The organism is Sphingomonas yunnanensis (assembly GCF_019898765.1).
In the GTDB taxonomy this organism is placed as follows: domain Bacteria; phylum Pseudomonadota; class Alphaproteobacteria; order Sphingomonadales; family Sphingomonadaceae; genus Sphingomonas; species Sphingomonas yunnanensis.
In genome coordinates, this window is record NZ_JAIOKB010000012.1 from 19,603 (window position 1) to 40,775 (window position 21,173).

Below are 21,173 nucleotides of genomic sequence, written 5' to 3' on the forward strand. Positions count from 1 at the left end.
CCATGCGACGCTTGGCCCCTTATGCCCGCGCCCGCACCGCGCTCCTGCTCGCCGTCGCCGGCGCCGCGCTCGCGGGCACGATCGCGGTCGCGCAGCAGCCCGGCGGGCTCTTCACCCGCGCGCAGGTCGCCGCGGGACGCAGCGCCTATGCCGAGCAATGCGCCGCCTGCCACCAGCCCGACCTCGCCGGCGCCACCGACGCGCCCGCGCTGACCGGCGCCTCGTTCAACGCCGTCTGGGGCAAGCGCGCGGTCGCGGCGCTGTACAGCAAGATCCACGCCTCGATGCCGTACGGCCGCGGCGCCAGCCTCGACGACGCGACCTATGACGCGATCGTCGCCTATATCCTCTACGCCAATGGTGCGCCCGCGGGCGCCACGCCGCTCGACCGGCAGGCGACAACCCTGCTCGGCGCGGTGGCGAGCGGGAAGCCGCCCGCGGACGCCTTCGCCGCCGCCCCCGACGCTACCACCGCCACCGGCGCGCCTGCGGGCAGCACCGCCTCGCAGGAGGCACAGATCGGCGGCGCCAAGGAAGCCGCCCCCGCCAACGGCCCCGGCGGCGCCGCCGCGCCGGCCACCTCGGCTGGCTTCGCCGCGCCGGGGCAGAAGGTGAAATATGCCGACCCCGGCCGCTTCGTGCTGCCGAGCAGGCCGGGGCTGAGCCTCAAGGGCGCGATCGCCGACTATCGCCCCGTCACCGACGCGATGCTGCGCGACCCGCCGCCGGGCGACTGGCTGATGTTCCGCCGCAACTACCAGGGGTGGAGCTACAGCCCGCTGGCGCAGATCGACACGGGCAACGTCGCGCGGCTCCAGCTCAAGTGGATGTGGTCCATGCCCGAGAACGGCACGATGGAGGACACGCCCATCGTCCACGACGGGATCATGTACATGTGGGGTGTCGGCAACGTCATCCAGGCGCTCGACGCGCGCGACGGCGAGCTGCTGTGGGAGAACCGCCTCGGCCCCTTCCCCGCCAGCGCCGGGCCTGGCCCGTCCTCGGTGGAGACGCGCGCGATGGGGCTGTGGGGCACCAACCTCTACGTCAACACGCCCGAGGGCTGGGTCTATGCGCTCGACGCGCGGAGCGGCGAGGAGGTGTGGAAGACGCACATCACCGACGAGAAGCCCGGCGTCGGCCGCTCCACCGGCGGGCTGATCATCATCAAGGGCAAGGTGATCGTCGGCATGACCAATTGCGGGCGCAAGGGCACGCCCGACCATTGCTACATCAGCGCCTACGACGCCGCGACGGGGAAGCGCGACTGGACCTTCACCACCGTCGCGCTGACCGGCCAGCCCGGCGGCCACAGCTGGGGCGCGCTGCCCGACGACGAGCGCAAGGGATCGGAGACCTGGATCGCGGGCACCTACGATCCCGAGCTCGACACCACCTACTGGGGCACCGCGCAGGGCAAGCCGTGGCGCCGCGACGAGCGCGGCTCCGCCACGGGGGCGACCGATTACGCCAACTCGACGCTCGCGCTCGATCCCGCCACGGGCAAGCTGCGCTGGTGGTTCAACCATGCCCCGGGCGAGACCTTCGACCTCGACGAGGTGTTCGAGCGCGTGCTGGTCGATCACGGCGCGCGCAAGTCGCTCTACACGATCGGCAAGGCCGGCATCCTGTGGCAGCTCGACCGCGCCAGCGGCAAGTTCCTGGGCGCGACCGAGACCGTGTTCCAGAACGTCTTCACGCGGATCGACCCGGTGACCGGCCGGCCGAGCTACCGCGACGACGTGGTCAAGCAGCAGTCCGACCAGTGGCTCGCCTCCTGCCCCGGCCCGGAGGGCGGGCACAATTGGCAGGCGATGAGCTATCACCAGCCGAGCGACGCGCTGGTGATCCCGCTCAGCCAGAGCTGCGTGCTGATGCTCGGCAACGGCAGCCAGGTCTATTACGAGATGCCCGGCACCGGCGGCAATCTGGGTCGGCTCTCGGCCTATCGCGCGCGCGACCGCGCGCCGCTGTGGACCGTCCAGCAGCGCGCGCCCTTCCTCACCTCGGTGGTGTCGACCGCGGGCAATCTCGCCTTCGTCGGTGATTTCGACCGCGTCTTCCGCGCGGTCGACGTCCGCACCGGCGAGACATTGTGGAAGACGCGGCTGGGCACCACGGTGCAGGGCTTTCCCGTCTCCTTCGCGGTCGACGGCCAGCAATATGTCGCGGTCACCACCGCGCTGGGCGGCGGCAGCCCGCAGCTCAAGCCGGGCACGATGCTGACCGAGGTGCATCGCCCGATCACCGGCTATGCCGTCTATGTCTTCGGGCTGCCGCAGGCGAGATGACCGTCACCGCCTGGGTCGTCCGCGCGGCTCGGCGCCATCGCTGCGCCGGCATCGGGCGCGGCCGGTGATGAGGCACTCCCGAGCAGCTTGAGCTGCTCCGCTATTGACGAGGCGGTCAGACCAATCCCTTTGTCTTCGGGCGCGATCGCTAACGCCGCTACATGCAGGTGCAGGAGCAAGGCACGCGGCGGTGGATCGCCCGCTCCGGCGAGCCGCACCGCATTGTAAGAAACGACGGTGCACACACTGCAACTTTTCTGTCGACAATGATGCAAATCTGTCAGACAACTCGGTTGACGGAGAGGATCAGGTCGGCGACGCTCGGCCGGCGGCATCTGTTCGAGCGGAACGACCGCCGGACACATCGGGTCACCGATACGCCGCGAGAGCGTCGACCTGCTTCGCCCATGAACGGGAGAGGGGTCTGGACATGATGGCGTTCGAGATGAAGCTGCGGCGTGGCACCATTGCGTGTCGCCGCGGCACACTGATGGCGGCGAGCGGTGTGGCACTCGCGATGGCGCTGGCGATGCCGGCACAGGCACAGACCGAGCCCGCGACTCAGACGCCCCCCTCGCCGACGACCCAGCCCGGCTCGGCGGCGGCGACGCCGTCGGGCATCGACCCCGCCACCGCCGACAGCGCCGCCACGGTCGACCAGCCCGATCCCGCCGCCGAACCGGGCAGCGACATCATCGTCACGGGCTCGCGCATCACCTCGAGCGGCTTCAACGCGCCGACCCCGACCCAGGTCATCGGCGCGGCCGATCTGCAGCGGCTGGCGCAGCCCAACATCTTCAACGCGGTCACGCAGCTGCCGTCCCTTCAGGGATCGACCGGGCGCGCCACCTCGGTGGGCAGCACGTCGAGCGGCATCCAGGGGCTGAGCTCCTTCTCGCTGCGCGGGCTTGGCGCGATCCGCACGCTGACGCTGCTCGACGGCCAGCGCTTCGTCGGCGCCAATTACTCGGGCGTGCCCGATGTCAGCCAGTTCCCGCAGCTGCTCGTGCAGCGCGTCGACGTCGTCAACGGCGGCGCCTCGGCCTCCTACGGGTCGGACGCGGTCGGCGGCGTGGTCAACTTCATCACCGACAAGCGCTTCAAGGGCTTCAAGGCGAACGTCCAGGGCAGCATCACCACTTATGGTGACGACGCCGGCGTCACCGCGCAGGCGGCCTGGGGCAACAGCTATTACGAGGATCGCCTCCACGTCGTGGTCAGCGCCGAATATGGCCGGCAGGGCGGCGTGCCCAACCCGGGCTTCGGCATCGTCGGCGCCAACGGCCGCGACTGGTACAATTCGCCCGCCTTCGTCCAGACCGGCGTGACCAACACGCCCGCGGGCCAGCCGCGCATCTTCTACATCCAGAACGCGCAGCAATATCAATATTCGAAGTTCGGCCTGATCACCTCCGGCCCGCTCCAGGGCATCGCCTTCGGCGCGAACGGCCAGCCCTATCAGTTCCAGTACGGCTCCAACGGCGTACCCACCGGGACCGGCGCGGTGACCGGCTGCACGCCCTCCTTCTGCTCGGGCGGCGACACCAGCGGCGTGGTCGGCGCGGGCACCAGCCTCGCCTCCAAGCTGGAGCGCTATAACTACTACTCGCGCGTCGGCTTCGACTTCGCGCCCAACAACGAGGTGTACTTCTCGTTCAACGGGTCGCGCGTCAGCTCGGAGAACTCGCCCAACCCGGGCTACGCCCAGCAGGCGAATCTGACGATCCAGTGCGGCCTCAACAACGCGAACGCCAATCCGTTCGTGCCGCAGTCGATCCAGCAGGCCTGCACCAACGCGGGCATCACCCAGTTCCAGTACGGCTCGGCGCTGGCGCAGCTCGGCGACTTCATCGAGGTCAAACCGGTGCGCACCAACCTGCGCTACGTCGTCGGCGCCAACGGCAAGTTCCGCGGTCTCGGCACCGAGTGGAGCTACGACGCTTACTACGAATACGGGCGCAACTACACCGACCTCCACGTCGACAACATGCTCAACATCTCGCGCTTCCGTGCGGCCTACCAGGCGGTGCGGCTGCCCAACGGCACGATCGGCTGCGCCAATGCAGCGGCGCGCGCCGCCGGCTGCGTCCCGCTCAACATCATCGGCGACGGCGGCGTGACCGAGGCCGCGCTCAACTACGTCAAGCCAGCGATCGGCCCCTATCAGCACACCTGGTCGACGCAGAACGCCGGCGCGATCAGCTTCAACGGCCAGCCGGTCTCGACCTGGGCGGGGCCGCTGTCGATTGCCTTCGGCTACGAATATCGGCGCGAATGGTACCGCACCAAGGCCGATCCCTACGGCAACGGCGTCAGCGCGGAGAACCCGAACACCAGCGACTATCCCGCCGACCCGACGCAGAACACGCGCACCGGCGGCAATTGGTACGCCGGCAACTACAAGAACGGCACGGGCCGGTACAACGTGCACGAGGGCTTCCTCGAGCTCGACATCCCCATCTCGAACGAGGACCAGATCGGCCGCGCCAACATCAACGCGGGCATCCGCCAGACGCGCTACAGCACCTCGGGCTGGATCACGAGCTGGAAGGTCGGCGGCACCTGGGACACGCCGCTCACCGGCATCAAGCTGCGCGGCGTGACCTCGCGCGACGTGCGCGCGCCCAATCTCTCCGAGCTGTTCCGCACGCCGACCTTCGCCAACGCCACCTTCCTCGATCCGCGCGCGCCCGGCAGCTCGCCGACCGCGGGGCAGTTCGTCCAGGCGCCGTCGAACACGATCGGCAACACCGCGCTGAAGCCGGAGACCTCGCGCAACACCACCGGCGGCATCGTCTTCGACGGCGCCACCGCCGGGTTCCTGCCGGGCTTCAGCGCCTCGTTCGACTATTACAACATCAAGGTGGAAGGCATCATCACGCCGTTCACCGGCCAGTCGGCGATCAACCAATGCTTCCTGCAGAACATTGCGCAGTTCTGCTCCTCCTTCAATCTCGACACCGCCGCCGGGCCGCTGTTCGTCAACGAGCAGCTGTTCAACTTCGCGCGCGTCCGCACCAACGGCTTCGACATCGAGGCGAGCTATCGCCGGCCGTTGAGCGGGATCGGCATGCCCGGCTCGTTCACCATCCGCGGCCTCGCCACGCGCACGCTGCATTATACCGAGACGTCCGGGCTGCCCGGCACGATCCCGACCGAACAGGCCGGCAACAATCGCGGCAACGTGCCCGACTGGAAGGTGTTCGCGATCCAGAGCTGGGACACGGACGACTTCTCGCTGTCGGTGACCGAGCGCTGGTTCTCGGACGGCGTCTACTCGAACGAATATATCGAGTGCGATCCGGGCAGCTGCCCCGCTCCCGACCCGACCGGCAACATCTCCACGATCAGCGACAACACGATGCCGGGCGCGCTGTACGTCGACTTGGGCGGCTCGTTCAACATCAGCAAGAGCATTTCCGCTTACGCCAAGGTGGACAATCTCTTCAACAAGGCGCCCGAACCCTCGCCGCAGAACGGCGTGACCTACGGGTTCAACCCGGTGTTGTACGACGTGCTCGGCCGCACCTTCCGTCTCGGCCTGCGCCTCACCCTCTAGGCCGCTTCCCCTTGGCCTTGCCCTGGCTCCCGAGGACATTCCTCGGGAGCCAATTTTTGTTCTCGGAGGCACGCGCGGCCGCGGCCGGGCGTCCCGCTCTCAGCGGCTCACCGACAGGATGATCCGGCGGTAGCTGGTCAGGCTCGGCAAGCCGTCATCGGTCACCTCCAGCACGACGTGGATCGTGCCGCGATCGCACTTCGCCGCGCGCGTCGGCCACGGCGCGTCGCAGAGCCGCGTCGGCGTGATCGCAGCAATCGCGCGGTCCGCGCCCGCGATCGTCACCACCGCGGACCGCTGCCCCGCGGGCTGCCCCGCCTCGGGATAGGCGTACCAGCGGTAGCGCAGCCGGCCGCGGTCGGGATCCGCGCTGGCGCTCGCGTCGAGCCGCAGCGTCTGCCCCAGCCGGACGTCGCGCCGCACCGTCGCCGTGCCGGTATCGCCGTCGATGGCGGCGAGCGGAGCGTGATTGGCGCCGCTCCAGGGGCGGTACGTCCAGGCCATCCGTGCCGCGAAATCATGCTGGAAGGCAGTGCGCCAGCGCCAGATCGTCGCCTGATCCGAGACGTGGGACCGGCCGTCGCGGCCGAACACCGTGTCGCGCGAGCTCAGCCGCAGCGTGTCGTCGCTGCCCTGCGTCCAGATCGCGCGGGTCTCGCCGGCGGGACGGCGAAGCACGTAGCGCCCGCCCCAGCCGCCCCAGTCGGGCTGGTCCTGGCGGTTGAGCCCGTTCGGGATCAGTCCGAGAAAGGCCGGCGTGTCGCCTTCCATGATATAGGCAAAGCGCAGATAATGCCGGGCGAGCGGCCCGTCGCCGCGGATGTGACGGTCGAGCCAGCCATTGGTCACCGTGCGCGCGTCGGCCCCCGCGCCGTTGCGGTAGAAGACATCGCCGCTGATCCCGGTCCAGGTCGCCGCCGCATAGTCACCGCTGTCCTGCGACGAGGGCGAGACGATGAAGAACAGGTCGGGGAACTCGCGCCGGATCCACGCGCCCGAGTCGTCCTGGTCGGAGATGGCATAGACGCGCAGCCGCGACACGAACGCGCGCAGCGCGTCGGGCGATCGCGTCCGCCGCACGTCGTAGAGCGCCTGCGCCAGCGCGTTGGTGCCGCCCCAGGCGCTGATCCACAGCGGCCGCGCGTCGGCGCGGTCGGCCGCGGCGATGATCGCGCGGGACGCCGCGGAGGCATGGCCCTCGCCCACCCCCGCCATGCCATAAAGGGCAACCCCCTCGACGACGCGCCCGAGCAGTTCGTCCGCGGTCGGCCATCCCCGGGCGTGGCGCACCAGCTGCGGGCGCACGGCGCCATAGTCCGCGACGATCGCACGCAGCGTGGGCGCGTTCGTCGTGGTGCGCAGCCAGGTCGAGGTGACCGCGGCGAGCCCCTCGATGTCGATCGCCTGCGCGTAGAGCAGCAGCCGGACGAGCGACATCTGGTCGTCCGGCTCGTTGCCGATGTCGGTCAGGACGAAGAGGCGCGCCCGGTCGGTCGGCTGCGGCACCGGCGCGGCCACGATGTTCCGCGGCGCGGAGGCCGCGGCGCCTGGCACTGCCACAACCACGGCAATGCAGGCGTTGAGGAGAAAGCGCGAGGTCGTCATTCGTACGAACGTCGCACCTCGCGGTCGGCTTCGACAGTGGCTGGGGCGTGCGCACGCGAACGATGCCGCCGCAGGCCGGGATCGGTGCACTAGCTCGTGAGGCAGGGTATAGCTACCGCGTCTACGCCTCCGATGAGCAGCGCCCGGCCGAGATGGGTGCCGGTGAGGAGCGGCAGCTCGTCAGCTGGGCGTCGCGCCGGATCGGCAGCAGGGTAGCGGTGCCGGATCTCGCGGCGGCCGGCTACCGCTTCACGGGCGGCCGCCTCGTTGCGACGCCCCATGGGCCTGCACTCCTGCTGCTCTACGATCGCGCCGGTTGTGCCCGCCTCGCCGTGCTCAGCCGCCCGATGGACATCGACAAGGACGCGAGCATGGTCTCGACACGCTACGATGACGTGCAGCAGGTGAGTTGGGCAGACCAAGGGATCGGCTACAGTGTGGTCGCGCCGAGCGCGACGACCGGGCTTCAGCCGATCGCCGCGGCCATTCGAGACCAAGCCGGCTCGACGTAGCTCTTCGGGCTGCTGGCAATCCAATGCGTAGCCGCTCTCTTAATGTGCCGAGGGACCCAAAAGCGGACACTCGCAGCTTCCCGCCTGCTTACCAGGAGACGACATTCGTTCAGGTCGGAGGCAGCCGATGTCGCGAGTATTCCTCGCGGCGCTGCCGCCAACCGAAATCCTCTCCATCTGCGTGGCTCTTCGCAGCTTCGGCCAAGGCGTCGATGAAGACCCGAACCTTCGCCGACAAGGCTCGGTGGCTTGGATAGAGCGCGTGGATTGCGACCTCGTGGATACGTCCGGCAGGCCACAACCTGACAAGTCGCCCCTCCTCGACAGAAGCTTTGACGAGGAAGTCCGGAAGCCGTGCGATGCCGCAGCCGCCAAGGACGGCGGGCAGGATCGCTGCGGCGTCGGAGATGACGGCGTGCGGGCGGAATTCGGCGCTGCCCGCTTGTCCAGCTACGCCGTCGTGATAGGCCACCGCGCGATCCGCATAGTCGAGCAGCGTATGGGCATGAAGATCGATGGCGCGAAGTGGCGTGCCGCGCACTGCGAGGTAATCAGGACTCGCACACAGCCATGTTTGCGATGTCAGCAGGTGCTTCGCGATCAGATCGCTTTCGGCCAACGGGCCGACCCGGACAACCATGTCCACGAGCTCGGCCGGCATGTCGATGATGCGATCCTCGATCTTCAGCACTACGCGCACTTGCGGGAACTCCGCCATGAAGCGGGGCAACATCGGAGCGACCAGCGCGCTTGCGATCGTGAACGGCAGACTGATCCGCAACGTGCCGCTGGGCACGGCGGCAAGACTCTCGAGCGCCGCCCCTGCCTCGTCGACATCGGCGAGGATGCGAAGGGCGTGCGGCCTGAAAAGGGTGCCAGCGTCGGTCAGGCGCATATGCCGGGTCGAGCGATCGAGGAGGACGGCACCGACCTGCTGCTCAAGCCTGGCCAATGCGCGACTGACCCCTGATTTCGGCAACCCAAGCGCCCTCGCCGCGGCCGAAACGCTCATCAGGTCGGTGATGCGCACGAAGGCACGAAGATCAGCCAGATCCATCATTGTTGCATCGTATGCAACACCTGTCGCGGATAGGCCATCTAATCAGGCAGCTATGCAACGACTATCCTTTCCCGACACGAAAGGATGGCACCATGAGCGTCACGATCAATCAGGCCTGGCCCAATGGGGTGACGGCGTTCCCGATCCACATACCCGACGCCGACCTCAGCGACCTCGCCGACCGGCTCGATCGCGTGCGCTGGCCCGACCCCGGCACGACCACAGATGGGCGTCAGGGGCCTGCTTTGCCGACAATTCGGCGATTGGTCGAGCGTTGGCGGGACGGCTACGATTGGCGGTCTACGGAGGCCATGCTCAACGGATGGGGCAGCAGCAAGACCGTCATCGACGGACTGGGCATCCACTTCCTGCACATCCGGTCCCCGCACGCGAATGCCACTCCACTGCTGCTGACGCATGGCTGGCCCGGCTCAATCCTTGAGTTCCGCGACCTGATCGGGCCGCTCACCGATCCGCCATCGCATGGCGGCGATGCCGCGGACGCCTTCCATCTCGTGATCCCGGCGATGCCGGGCTTCGGCTTCTCGGACAAGCCGACCGAGCCCGGCTGGGGCGTGGGCCGTACCTCAGTGGCATGGGGGCAGCTGATGCAACGGCTGGGCTACGGCGACCGCTGGATGGCGCAGGCCGGAGACTGGGGGGCGGCGGTGACGACAGCGCTGGCCCATATGCGCGCGCCCGGTCTCGCTGGCATCCACCTGAACATGGTGATGTTCCAGCCGACGCGCGAGGAGATGGCCGATGCAACGCCCGACGAGCAGCGGATGCTTGACGACGCCCGGCGCTACGACCGCGAGTTCTCAGGTTATATGAAACTGCAATGCACGCGCCCGCAGTCGATCGCATTTTCGCTGGCCGACTCTCCGGTAGGTCTGGCGAGCTGGATCTACGCGCTGTTCCAGGACGTATCCGACAGCGATGGTGAGCCCGAACGCGTGATCTCGCTCGACCATCTCATCGACGATGTGATGCTCTACTGGCTACCAAACTCCGGGCCGAGTTCAGCGCGCTTCTACTGGGAGGCCGCGCAGGAGATGGCGCAGGGAATGCCACGCGGTCCTATCCCGTTACCGGCCGGGGTCAGCATGTTTCCTGGCGAGCAGGTTCGGCTCTCGCGACGCTGGGCTGAAACGCGCTTCGCGAACCTGCGCTTATTTGCCGAGGCGGACAGGGGCGGACACTTCGCAGCGATGGAGAACCCGCAGACGCTGGTCGAGCATATTCGATCGACCTTCCGTCTAATCCGGTAAACAGGGATCATCGCAGTGCACATCCTGGTCGTGATGGCACATCCTGCCGCCCCGTCGCTGACTCGCTCCGTTGCTTCCGCAATCGTCGATGCGTGCGCAGCGCTCGGGCATACCGTCGATCTCGTCGATTTGGTGGCGGAAGGGTTTGATCGGTACTGTCAGTCTAATGCGAACTCGTCTCTACACGATGCACCTCGCCCCCGGCTCGCGTCGGATCAGCTGGCGAGCGCCTGCCACTGAGCAAGCGCCGCGGAGCGGCGCTGCTTGTAGGTCTGGCGGTCGACAAGGTGGCGTTCGTGATTGAAGTGATTGTGGACGTTGGCGTGAACCGAGGCGAACTTCTGTAAGGTTCGCATCTGGCGGAACCGCAGCATCGCCCGCTCGCGTCGTCGGAACGGCAGGTGCGAGTTCTCAACCCGGTTGTTGGTCCAGCGACCCACCTCCTGTTTCTCGCGGTTGCCGAGCTCACCGAGTGCAGCACCATAGGAGCGTAGACCGTCGGTGGTGATCGCCTCAGGCGAGCCGTGGCGCTTGAGCGCTTTCTTCATGAAGGCAAACGCAGCCTTCTTGTCGCGCGTTTTGGTGACGTAGCTCTCGAGGATCTCACCTTCGTGATCGACGGCGCGCCACAGGTAGACCATCTCGCCGTTCAGCTTCACGTACATCTCGTCGAGGTGCCAGCGCCAGTGGCGAAAGCCCCGCATCCGGCTCACCCGCTGGCGCCGCACCTCGCCCGCGAACAGCGGACCGAACCTGTTCCACCACAGCCTCACCGTCTCGTGGTAGATGTCGATCCCGCGCTCGAACAGCAGGTCCTCCACGTTCCGCAGCGACGGAGGGAAGCGCACGTACATCAGCACTACCAACCGGATCACTTCGGGTGACGAGTTGAAGTAGCGAAACTTGCTAGCTGGCTTACGGGGGCGAGGCATGGGCCTCCTCTACCCCGGCGAGCGCCCCAGGTGCACTAGCTTTGACAGAGCTATTGTGGGTGCACGCCAGCCTGATGGCGCAACCGGTTTTTGCGGCCATGGGCGTCACCATCGTTGATGTCGGACTGCCAAGTTTGCGGACCGGCCGCTTTGGGGTGCGTCGGCCTGCGTAGGAACCCATGGTTCGTTCACTGGCTCCCTTCGACAGGATGGTGAAACAGGATTGCTTCCGCAGCCTATTAACGAGCTTGCGGCTGCATAAGCTCTACCGTGATGTGATCGGGACCTGAAACGTAGGTCACCAAAGTTCCCTTGCGCGGACCGCCCGCGATCGGCAGCGGCCCACCCTTGGCCTTCCATCCTGCTGCCTCGACGCGGGCAATGGCGGCATGAATGTCCTTCACGGTCAGCGCCAGATGGGCCGCTCCGATCGATCCGGCGCTGTTGGGCACCGCCCCGTTCTGGCGCCCCTTTGAATATTGCAGCAGTTCGACCACGTAGCCATCCGGTGCCTTGACGATCGCCGTTTTCACACTCGGATCATCGACACCCGTCACCTGATGGAGGAAGTCGCCCCCCATCTCCGATTGCCGCTCGAGCGTGAAGCCGAGCGCCTTCGTCCAAAAGCGAATGGCATCTTCCAGGGACGACACAGCGAAGCCCGTGTGATCAACGGCAATCACATTTGCGGCGTCCGTCATCTCTGTACTCTCACTGGGCCGCGCTTGCGGTGTCAGGGCCTGCGCGCCCGCTGCAACCGAGACCAGCAGCATGCGAACAATCTCGATGGTGACGCTCTAGCGCTCAGGGCTCTCCCTGAGAAGGATCGTAGAAGGGACGCCGTTCAAGCGATCGCGCCTTATGAATGGCCGTTACCGGGCGTCAGGATCACCGGCCTGAATGGCAGAGTGTGGGCAATCGCCGCCCCCTGCCCTATCGCACCGAGACCCAGAAGCGGTCATTCCCGACACACTGCCCGCTTCCGAACTCCGGTCATCTGTTCATGTCGGCGTCCGAGGCATTCGGCCACTCGGCGCAGCTGTCTGACTGGCTCAATCTGGCAGGTTTGCGGATCGGCCGCTTTCGGGTGCGGCAGCGCAAATAGCTGACGTTGGCTAGCGCCGCCCACCGTCCCGATTGGGATCGAGTTTTGAGAATGGGACAGGCTTCCCCAAACCTGTGGGAAGTACGATCTGAGAAGTGTATCGTCTGCCGCAGACACACGAACTAGCCCTGATTGGGTAACCAGGACCAGTCCCGATTTAGCTCTTGCAATCAGCGCGCGATGCGAAGGATGATCTTCCCGCGCGCCCGGCCGGACGCCTGATAGACAAATGCCTCCGAAGCATCGACAAGCGGAGCGGCACGGTCCGTCAGTACGCGGACACCGCCAGCCACCTTATCCACCACGCTCGCGAGCCGGGCCGCATTCGACGAGTGGAAGACGAAGGTGGCACGAACGCTGTGCGCCTTGGCCATAGCCTCGTCAGGCGGTGACACCGTGGAGGCTAGGATGCCGCCCGCGCGCAGCACGCCGAACGAACGAACTTGCGTTTCGCCGCCGACCGTATCGACAACCACGTCTGCGTCGGACACGCGCGCGGCGAAATCCTCGTGGCGGTAGTCGATCACCACGTCCGCGCCGAGCCTTTCGACTACGGCGATGCCGTCCCCCGATGCGGTCGCGATCACGCGCGCGCCGGCGGCACGGGCGAACTGGATGGCGAAGCTGCCGACCCCGCCCGCACCGGCATGGATGAGGACCGTCTGTCCGGCTCTGAGGTTCGCCACATCGAACAGCGCCTGCCATGCCGTGCCTGCCGCCGTCGGAATACCGGCGGCATCCTCGAAGCCGATCGCATCGGGCAGCTTCACGAGTTGGTCCGCCGGCACGCGTGTGAACTCGGCGACGGCACCGCCGCTGGTCGGCGCCGTGCGGGCGACGATACGGTCGCCGATCGTCCAGCCGGTCACGTTGGCGCCGAGCGCCTCGACCGTGCCGCTGAGGTCGGTGCCGACCGTAGCCGGAAAGGTGAGCGGGAAGTAGCCGTGCATCGCCCCGCTCCAGAGCTTCACGTCGAGCGGGTTGAGCGCCGCGCAGGCGACACGCACGAGCACCTCGGTCGCGCCGGGCTGCGGCGTCTCGACCTCGACCAGCGCGGGATCGACTTCGTAGCCGCTAAGCTGAAACGCCTTCATCATGCCTGCTCGCTGGAGGCGCCCATCGCGCCCATCTGGTGCAACCAGCCGAACCAGTCCTCCATGTGCCAGGTGTGCGTCACCAGGCCGTTCTCGATGTGGTGAAACTCATGGATCGGCAGCGTGAAGGGGCGGCCGGTCGGCGCCACACCGAACCACTCGCCCTTGTGCGTGCCCGTGATCTCCGCGCGCACGCCGGCCCGGCCGGGCGCGCCGATGATCTCGTGGATCGTGACCTTTGCGTCGGGGAAGGCGGCGCTGAAGCCCCGGACCAGCGGCTTCATGCCATCACGGCCGGGCTCCTGGCCGGGTGCGAGCGGAATGTCCTGCCAGTCGGCCGTGAGAGCCTGATCGAGCAGATCGGGGTTATGTTCGGAAAAGGCGCGGTACAGCGTTTCGACCGCCACGCGATCCTCCTCACTTAGGGTGCCGCCTACCGCAGCGTCGGGTTGAGCCATGCTCTATCTCCTTGATGACAGCAGAAGGGTAAGAGCCGGCGCCGCATCGTTGAAATAGATAGTCGGTATGTGGCATCATCATCACCATGGATTTGCAGACCGTCGATCTGAATCTGCTCGTCGCGTTCGACGCACTGATGGCGGAGCGCAACGTCACGCGCGCTGGCAGGCGCACCGGTCGCACCCAGCCGGCGATGAGTGCGGCGCTCGCCCGCTTACGCGCCCTGTTCGAGGACGAGCTGTTCGTGCGCGGCCCCTCCGGCCTGCAACCGACCCAGCGTGCGATAGAACTGGCAGAACCGCTCGGCCGCGCGCTTGGCGAAATCCGCCGCACGCTGGATTTTACCCAACGTTTTGATCCCACCACCTCGACGCAGAGCTTCACGCTCGCGCTGTCCGACCACCCCGCCTTCGTGCTGCTGCCGCGTCTGACGAACAGGCTGCGGGCGGTGGCGCCGGGCGTGACCTTGCGGGTCAACGCCTACACTCACCGCGACGATACCGTCTCACTGCTTGATGCCGGCGAGGCAGATCTAACCATCGGGGTGCCAGCCCGTCAGGGAGCGGGTGGCCGTATCCTGATGCGGCCGTTGTTCGAGGATCGCTTCGTCTGCATCCTGCGCCGCGACCATCCGGCCGCATCGCAGCCGCTCGATCTGGCCGCCTTTCTCGGCCTGTCGCACCTGCTCGTATCACCCGAAGGCGACCGCTTCGGCCAGGTCGATGCCGTGCTGGCGGCTCAAGGCCAGCGTCGGCGCGTTGCGCTCAGCCTGCCGCAGATGCACGCCGCGCCCAACGCCGTTGCCTGCTCCGATATGATCGCGACCGTGCTGGAAGGTGTCGTCGCGGCGTCCGGCAGCCGGAATCGCCTCGCCATGTTTCCGCCGCCTGTCGATCTAGCCCCGGTGTCCTTCGTCATGTCGTGGCACCGACGCAACGAGGCGCATCAGGCACAACGATGGCTGCGCGAGACGATCGCGGAACTAGAACCGTTATATCCACCAAGCTGATAGACGGACATACTGCCTATCGATTTGCGCGATAACTGATCGGCTCTTAGCTTGTCCTCATAGTTTCCAGCGGAGTGGGCAGCATGAGAACGGCTATTGTCACGGGAGCATCGCGCGGGATCGGACGTGCCTGCGCCATTACACTCGCTGCACAGAGGTTCGCGGTCGTCGTGAACTATGCCGGGTCGGCCGACGAAGCGGCTCAGGTAGTGCGCGAGATCGAGAGTGCCGGCGGCAAGGCGCTAGCTGTCCAAGCCGATGTGGCGTCCGCCACCGCCGTCGCTCGCCTGTTCGACGGGGCGGAAGCCGCATTCGATGGGATCGATGTGGTGGTGTCCAGCGCAGGCGTGATGACCAACGGTCCCATCGCGGAGGTTGCCGATGATGAGTTTGATCGCGTGATCGGCATCAACCTGCGCGGCACGTTCAACGTCTTTCGGGAAACTGCCCGGCGGGTGCGCGACGACGGCCGCCTGATCGGCCTATCGAGCACGACGCTGGCGCTCAACGCGCCCGGTTACGGGCTCTACAATGCGACAAAGGGCGCGGTCGAGGGCATCGTGCGCGTCGCCGCCAAGGAGCTGGGTGGACGCGGTATCACGGTCAACGCGGTTGCCCCCGGCCCGGTCGAGACAGGCTTGTTCCTCGACGGCAAGTCGGAGGCGGACGTGCAGCGTATGGCCGGCATGGCGCCGCAAAAGCGGCTCGGCCGGCCTGACGACATCGCCGGTGTCGTCGCCTTCCTGGCATCGCCACAGGCCGCCTGGGTCAACGGACAGGTCGTACGGGCGAACGGGGGCATCGCATGAGCGCCCTCACCAACCATCAGGTCGTCCTTGTAACCGGCGCCGGCAGCGGCATCGGCCTTGCCATCGCGACCGTTCTCGCCTGCGCCGGGCATCACGTCCATGCGGGACTACGTCTGTCGCGGGTCGAAGGGAAAGAGCGGGCCTCCGCCATCCGCGATCTTGCCGACAAGGAAAGGCTCGATTTACGGGTCGTCGATCTCGACGTGCTGTCGGAGGTGAGCTGCCGCGCCGCCATTGATCAGGTGATGGGTGAACGCGGCCGGCTCGATGTGGTGGTCAACAACGCCGGCATGTTGATGACGGGCATCACCGAAGCGTTCACGCCCGAGCAAGTGCAGGCTATATTTGACACCAACGCTACCTCGTGGCTTCGCGTCAACCGTGCCGCGTTGCCCGTAATGCGTCGGCAGGGCCACGGCGTCCTTGCCTATACCAGCAGTACCACCGCCCACATCGCAGAACCGTTCCTCGGCCCCTATGCCGCCGCCAAGGCGGCAGGCGAGGCGCTGGCCGAGGTCATGGGCATGGAGGCACGGCCGTTCGGGATCGAGACGATCATCCTCGTGCCGGGCGCGTTTACGAGCGGCACCGACCACTTCGCCCATGCCGGCAGGCCGGCGCAACCGGCCGTCGTGGCGCAATATGGCGATCTGCCGTCGCGTGCCGAAACCCTGGGCGATCGGCTGCGCAAGATCGACGCCGCGCACGGTGGTTCGCTGGACGTGTCCGCAGTTGGGGAGGCGCTGCGCGACGCGCTCGCGCGCCCTCGTGGGAACCGCCCATTCCGACTGTTCGTGGACGGTCAGCACAAGGGGGTGGAGGAGATCACCACCGTGCAGGACGCACGGCAGCGGCTGCTGCTCGATGCGTTCGGCCTGGGCGACCTTTTACCGAGCGCGACAACCTCCTAGAGGCTTGATCGACCTTTCCACAAAGGGTGATTATAAGAGAAAATTCCAAGGGCATCTCGAGAACGCAGCCGGTCAACACGACTTTACCGCGCCGACCAGCAATCAGTCGCCGAAATATGCAGGTCCACAGAGATCGTCGGCCAGCGACATTCCCTTCGGTGCCCAGCCAAGCTGATGTCGCGTCCGCGTGCTGTCCACCGGATTGTCGACCGAAACGAACGGGGCCGTGAAGCCCAGCTGTCGCCTGGCGTCGGCCTGAGTGCCCGATCGTACGGGAAGGCACAGCCGTTGACCCATGAGATCGGCAATTTCCCGGTAGGTCAGCCCGGCGTCGCCGACGCCGTGGTACACCCCCCTGGCAGCGCCTTGCTCTAGCGCGAGCCGGAACAGAGTCACCGCGTCGTCGATTTGTACCCCCGTCCAGCGGTTGGCGCCATCTCCGACATACAGCACCTCGCCGTGCTTGCGCGCGGCAGCCGCGAGCTGCGGGATCAGCCCCTTGTCGCCTATTCCGTGAACGGAAGGTGCCAGCCGGACAATCGAGGCTCGCACGCCGCATGCCGCCCAATGCAATACACGGGCTTCGCTCACCGCGCGCACGTAGCCGGGTGATCCAGGGTTCGGCGCGTCGGCTTCAGTTGCGACGCGTTGTGCGCGTTCCCCCGACGCGCCGGCGATGCCCATTGTGGCAAAGGCGGTGACCAACGGCCGGTTCGAGCCCTGCAGCGCGCCTGCGAGCGCGTCGAGCGCAGCGTCGTTGGTCGTAGTGATCGCCCTCATCATGCGGGCGATCATGTTGCCGGGCCAGCCACCCAGCACCGCGCCGAGCAGGCGTCTACGCGGCATGTCACCCGGTGAGAAGCTGTAGGCCAGGTGGATCACGCCGTCCGCCTCCGCGGCGCCCTGTTGCAGCACGACCAGATCAGTGAGGCTGCCGATAAGGGAACCGGCGCCCACATCGCGCAACGCCTTTGCCGACGCTTCCGACCGGGCAAGGCCTACAACCTCATGCCCGCGTGCGATCAGATCGGTGGCGAGGACGGGACCGATAAAGCCGGTTGCCCCCGTGATGAATATCCTCATTCCCATCTTCTTTCGTAAGTGTGTCAGGCGTCGGCGGCACCGATGAAAAACTCAGCGACAACCAAATTGGGCAGCCAGCAAGCCCAAGCGATAACGCGGTAGGATATCGCGAAATCGAGCCCGATCAGGCTGGTTAGCGGCAGGTAGAGCCGCAGCGTCACCGCCGACAGCGTCAGCGCGAACGAACGGATCATCCAGCGCCGATGCGCCGACATGCGCCCCGCCACTACCTCGCGCGCTGCGATTGTCGTGGCGGTGAGCCAAGCCGTTCCCAATGCAGCGAAGCCGGCACCGGCGATCGGTCCTGCCGATACACCAGTCGCTAGGATTAGCCCCGACACGCTGCCAGCGGCACAGCCGACGACATAGGCCCGCCCAAGCGTTCGGTGCATCACGGGTCGGCGTCGACGCAATGCTGGGACGAACTGCCAAGGTGCGACAAGAAGTGCAGTGGCGGCACCGGCCGCGTGTATAACGATCCACGGACTGACGTGACGGTTGACGGTGATGTTAGGCGGAACCGGACCGACCCCGGCAAGGTAGCGGTAGGATGCGAGTGCGACGACGCTGCTCAGCACAGCCAGGCCGCTCCACACCACACGCCGACCCATCGACGGACGGGAACCTCGATCGGCGGGTATGGAGAGGGTCGCTTCGTTACTCATGGGCTTTCGGCAAAAAGGAGGGGAGCCCCTTAGCTAGACTTCGTCGGCTGGATGATCCATCTTCATACGTCCTGTATTTCATCGCGATCGTCCAATAGACATGGATCCACTTTCAGACGTTCTGATGATGATGCGTCCAACGGGCTACGGTTTTCGTGGCCTCGACGCCGCTGGTGATTGGGCTTTGGCGTACGATTCCGCGCAAGGCATCCGGTGCATCGCCATTGAAACAGGAACCTGTCGTTTATGGCTGGAAGGCTGCAAGGTGCCGACGACGCTTCAAGCAGGCGACGTCGTCCTCATGACGTCGGGGGCAGCACGTCTCGGCGCATCCGATGCCGCCGTGCCGGTCGATGCCGTGGCGCTGTTGTCGAGCGTCTCCGCAGGCGCATTCGCGACGCTAAACGGCGGTGGAGATTGCGTTGGGGTCGGCGGCTTCTTCCAGCTTGGCGACGGACAGGCCGCAGCGCTGCTCTCAACCTTGCCGCCCCTGGTCCATGTCGGAGAGGGTGAAGAAAGGGACGCCTTGCTGGCGGGCATACGGCGCCTGATGCGCGAGCTGCGCGAGCCGCGTCCGGGAGGCGCGCTGATCGCCGGGCATCTCGCCCAGGCGTTGTTGATCGAGGCGCTGCGTGCGCATCTCGAAAGCGGTCAAGCGCATCGTGGTTGGCTCGCCGCGCTCGCACATCCCAACTTGCGGCGGGCGATCGAGGCGATGCACGGAAACGTCGCGCACCGGTGGTCCCTGCGCGAGCTGGCGCGGTGCGCGGGCATGTCGCGGTCGAGCTTCGCCGCGCGTTTCGAGCAGGTCACGGGCGAGACGCCGATCGGCTATCTAACCCGCTGGCGGATGACTGTTGCTTCGGACCGGCTGGCGCGGGGCGGCATGTCCCTGTCCGCCGTTGCTGCATCGGTCGGGTATCAGTCCGAGAGCGCGTTTGGTGCGGCGTTCAAGCGCGTTACAGGCCGTTCACCCCACAGCATGGGAAAAGCGTCCTTCCAAGTGGAAACTGGAAAGCTCGGCATCATCGACAAACAGGCTGACGCCTATCCGCTTCCGGATAAAGCGGCACCCGACATGGCGTTCTGACCGGAATGCCGGCCGGGCCTCACGGCTCTCCCGCAAACGAACTTGTATCGGGAGGGTGGCTGTGCCGATCGCGCTAAAAGGCGTCCGGAGCATCCGCATTCCCGAAATCTGTTCTCCACTACTCTTTCTCGTGATCGGCAGTCGACGATGGAGAAACGGGAATGATCGTGCTGAACGAGTGGCTGCTAGCGGGCAGACCGATTGCCCGCCTAAGCGTCTAAGTTTGGCAGGTTATCGGCTCGGCTGTTATTGGGTCAGATACGGCGGTAATCCGGCGGCGTTCTGAGCCAGGATCATGGGGGCAAGCTCTCTGGCTCGGGAACCGGAAGCGAGTTGAGGATAGCTCGAAGGTCGCTGTTCCTCTTGGCGTTCTGTTCAAAGTCGCATCCGTAGTCCACATCGCAGAATTGATTGATTCCAGGGCCAGCCCAATGGAAGGTTATACCTCCTTGGTCGGCACCGTAGACCTTACAGCGCGGAGCCCGCATGAGAACACGATAGAACTCCTCTTTTTCCATCGCATCATTAGATTCGCGGTAAACCTCTATTCGCCGAATGAGCGTTTCGTACTGGTTCGATGTTAGTGAAAACCGCCCGCTACTGGCGTTCGTTCGGAAGGAGCGCTTAGAGAAGCGGCCGTTACCCTGACGGCCGATCGTGATCTCTAATCCTGGTGCGAAGATTTCAACTGCGCGGAATGTAGGAGGGCTTGGCTCGCCACGTGCGGCAGCTAGAAGTGTGACCATAGAAACGATCTTAGAACGCATGAAATCGTTTTCCGCCGGGGGAGCCCCGCAATAACGCGATCCTCCGCTCAAGGCCGATGATGATGGGCGACGCTGTCACAACGGTGCAAGCTGAACGAACAGCGGGTTACGGGCAAGCCAGTGGAGCTTCGCAACAGCCAGTTTTGGGCGCCAGCGGCCACTGCCCTCCCGTGGCGAGGACCCAAAAACGGTCACTCCAGAGGCCACAAGCGATCCTCAACTCCGGTCACCCGTTCATGTCAACGGTAGTCAGCGTTCAAGCCAGTGCGCACCAACGCGTGAGTACCCTCACAGCCTAGGCGGTGGACGCCGTGCGTATCAGTTGCCCGCACGCTGCGCTGGTCCCGCGAGCTAATCGAACAGCCACGGGCTGATCTAACGTAACAATGTTTTGCTGAGCGGCGAATCGGCTGCAGAGCTGATTAACACAGGTTTGTAAAAGGCATCCGGCGAGCCGGAGTCTCGTACCTCTGCATAGGTGTCTGAGGGGCGCCGCGGATGGAGATCGCAGAGTGCATCAATCTACAATGCTTCGCACTTTGTTTGTTGTAGAGGGATGTTTGCACAAGACGACAGTCGCGGCATTCAGGATTGATATGCTGGACATCATGCCATGAGCATAGACCATCAGGTTGAGGGTACGATGGCATATGCGCAACGCGCTGCCATACAGTCGGCTCTACGTCTTTCGAGCTATAATCTGAGCGCCGCGGCCGAGCGCCTACGAATAGGAAGAACAACACTGTACCGCCTCATCGACCAGTATGATATCAAGTTCGACGAGGAGGCTCGCCGGTCCGGTGCTACTCGCCGAAGGCGTTCGGCCGGAAACTCTCAGCCACGAGTGTCGCTAGTCGATGGCAACTGGTACTTGGAACAGCGAGGAGCTGGAGCGAGACGAGCGTAGCCGACACAAGGCGAGCGTCGCTTTAGAGACCATCCCATTCCCAC

General features: G+C 65.9%; 18 protein-coding genes. 10 read left to right on the plus strand and 8 right to left on the minus strand.

Annotated features, from left to right (window positions below; translation table 11 throughout):
- Positions 1-2: 2 nt before the first annotated feature.
- Together K7957_RS19825 and K7957_RS19830 are read left to right on the plus strand one after the other, a co-directional pair.
- Entirely contained in the window at positions 3-2,291 is a 2,289-nt protein-coding gene (locus K7957_RS19825) for an outer membrane protein assembly factor BamB family protein (RefSeq protein ID WP_223014605.1), read from the plus strand.
- 430 nt (positions 2,292-2,721) lie between these two features.
- The gene (locus K7957_RS19830) at positions 2,722-5,850 is read left to right on the plus strand and encodes a TonB-dependent receptor plug domain-containing protein (protein ID WP_246617322.1); all 3,129 of its coding nucleotides are present in this window, start codon (positions 2,722-2,724) and stop codon (positions 5,848-5,850) included.
- A 99-nt stretch (positions 5,851-5,949) separates the two neighbouring features.
- Here the strand turns inward: K7957_RS19830 and K7957_RS19835 are convergent, their stop codons facing one another.
- Positions 5,950-7,455 carry a nucleoside hydrolase-like domain-containing protein gene (locus K7957_RS19835; protein WP_223014606.1) on the minus strand — a complete coding sequence of 502 codons (1,506 nt, stop codon included), beginning with the start codon at positions 7,453-7,455 and terminating at the stop codon, positions 5,950-5,952.
- A 47-nt stretch (positions 7,456-7,502) separates the two neighbouring features.
- Here K7957_RS19835 and K7957_RS19840 point away from each other — a divergent pair, with 47 nt between their 5' ends.
- Positions 7,503-7,967: an anti-sigma factor family protein gene (locus K7957_RS19840; protein WP_223014607.1), complete on the plus strand. Its 465-nt coding sequence runs from the start codon at positions 7,503-7,505 to the stop codon at positions 7,965-7,967.
- Between the two features lie 109 nt (positions 7,968-8,076).
- On the opposite strand, the gene K7957_RS19845 is transcribed toward K7957_RS19840, so the two are convergent.
- Positions 8,077-9,027, minus strand: a complete 951-nt coding sequence (locus K7957_RS19845; protein WP_223014608.1) for a LysR family transcriptional regulator — start codon at positions 9,025-9,027, stop codon at positions 8,077-8,079.
- A 92-nt stretch (positions 9,028-9,119) separates the two neighbouring features.
- Between K7957_RS19845 and K7957_RS19850 the strand changes: the two genes are divergently transcribed.
- Both K7957_RS19850 and K7957_RS20830 read left to right on the plus strand, forming a co-directional pair.
- The gene (locus K7957_RS19850) at positions 9,120-10,298 is read left to right on the plus strand and encodes an epoxide hydrolase family protein (RefSeq protein WP_223014609.1); all 1,179 of its coding nucleotides are present in this window, start codon (positions 9,120-9,122) and stop codon (positions 10,296-10,298) included.
- Between the two features lie 30 nt (positions 10,299-10,328).
- Positions 10,329-10,538: a hypothetical protein gene (locus K7957_RS20830; RefSeq protein WP_425517223.1), complete on the plus strand. Its 210-nt coding sequence runs from the start codon at positions 10,329-10,331 to the stop codon at positions 10,536-10,538.
- Here K7957_RS20830 and K7957_RS19860 read toward each other — a convergent pair.
- From K7957_RS19860 to K7957_RS19875, 4 genes are all read right to left on the minus strand, one after another.
- Positions 10,514-11,230: an IS6 family transposase gene (locus K7957_RS19860; RefSeq protein ID WP_223014611.1), complete on the minus strand. Its 717-nt coding sequence runs from the start codon at positions 11,228-11,230 to the stop codon at positions 10,514-10,516. The genes K7957_RS20830 and K7957_RS19860 overlap by 25 nt on opposite strands.
- 239 nt (positions 11,231-11,469) lie before the next feature.
- On the minus strand, positions 11,470-12,003 hold the full coding sequence (locus K7957_RS19865) for a VOC family protein (protein ID WP_246617323.1): 534 nt from the start codon (positions 12,001-12,003) through the stop codon (positions 11,470-11,472).
- A 502-nt stretch (positions 12,004-12,505) separates the two neighbouring features.
- Positions 12,506-13,432, minus strand: a complete 927-nt coding sequence (locus K7957_RS19870) for an NADP-dependent oxidoreductase (protein WP_223014612.1) — start codon at positions 13,430-13,432, stop codon at positions 12,506-12,508.
- A complete protein-coding gene (locus tag K7957_RS19875; RefSeq protein ID WP_223014613.1) occupies positions 13,429-13,887 on the minus strand; it encodes an ester cyclase in 459 nt (152 codons plus the stop codon). The genes K7957_RS19870 and K7957_RS19875 overlap by 4 nt, the downstream gene beginning before the upstream one ends.
- An 86-nt stretch (positions 13,888-13,973) precedes the next feature.
- On the opposite strand from K7957_RS19875, the gene K7957_RS19880 reads away from it, so the two are divergent.
- The 3 genes from K7957_RS19880 to K7957_RS19890 all read left to right on the plus strand — a co-directional run bounded on the left by K7957_RS19880 (position 13,974) and on the right by K7957_RS19890 (position 16,617).
- Complete coding sequence (locus tag K7957_RS19880; RefSeq protein WP_223014615.1) at positions 13,974-14,897, plus strand: LysR family transcriptional regulator; 924 nt, start codon at positions 13,974-13,976, stop codon at positions 14,895-14,897.
- Between the two features lie 83 nt (positions 14,898-14,980).
- On the plus strand, positions 14,981-15,706 hold the full coding sequence (locus K7957_RS19885; RefSeq protein WP_223014617.1) for an SDR family oxidoreductase: 726 nt from the start codon (positions 14,981-14,983) through the stop codon (positions 15,704-15,706).
- Positions 15,703-16,617, plus strand: coding sequence for an SDR family NAD(P)-dependent oxidoreductase (locus K7957_RS19890; protein WP_223014619.1), 915 nt, complete (start codon positions 15,703-15,705; stop codon positions 16,615-16,617). Before K7957_RS19885 ends, K7957_RS19890 begins: the two co-directional genes overlap by 4 nt.
- Before the next feature lie 102 nt (positions 16,618-16,719).
- Here K7957_RS19890 and K7957_RS19895 read toward each other — a convergent pair whose 3' ends face one another.
- Both K7957_RS19895 and K7957_RS19900 read right to left on the minus strand, forming a co-directional pair.
- Positions 16,720-17,700, minus strand: a complete 981-nt coding sequence (locus K7957_RS19895) for an SDR family oxidoreductase (protein WP_223014621.1) — start codon at positions 17,698-17,700, stop codon at positions 16,720-16,722.
- Positions 17,701-17,723: 23 nt separating this feature from the next.
- Positions 17,724-18,278 (minus strand): DUF2306 domain-containing protein, encoded by a 555-nt coding sequence (locus K7957_RS19900; RefSeq protein WP_223014623.1) that lies wholly within the window; start codon positions 18,276-18,278, stop codon positions 17,724-17,726.
- Positions 18,279-18,465: 187 nt separating this feature from the next.
- Here K7957_RS19900 and K7957_RS19905 point away from each other — a divergent pair, with 187 nt between their 5' ends.
- Both K7957_RS19905 and K7957_RS20835 read left to right on the plus strand, forming a co-directional pair.
- On the plus strand, positions 18,466-19,455 hold the full coding sequence (locus K7957_RS19905; RefSeq protein ID WP_223014625.1) for an AraC family transcriptional regulator: 990 nt from the start codon (positions 18,466-18,468) through the stop codon (positions 19,453-19,455).
- Positions 19,456-20,865: 1,410 nt separating this feature from the next.
- On the plus strand, positions 20,866-21,129 hold the full coding sequence (locus tag K7957_RS20835) for a helix-turn-helix domain-containing protein (protein ID WP_425517224.1): 264 nt from the start codon (positions 20,866-20,868) through the stop codon (positions 21,127-21,129).
- Positions 21,130-21,173: the final 44 nt, after the last annotated feature.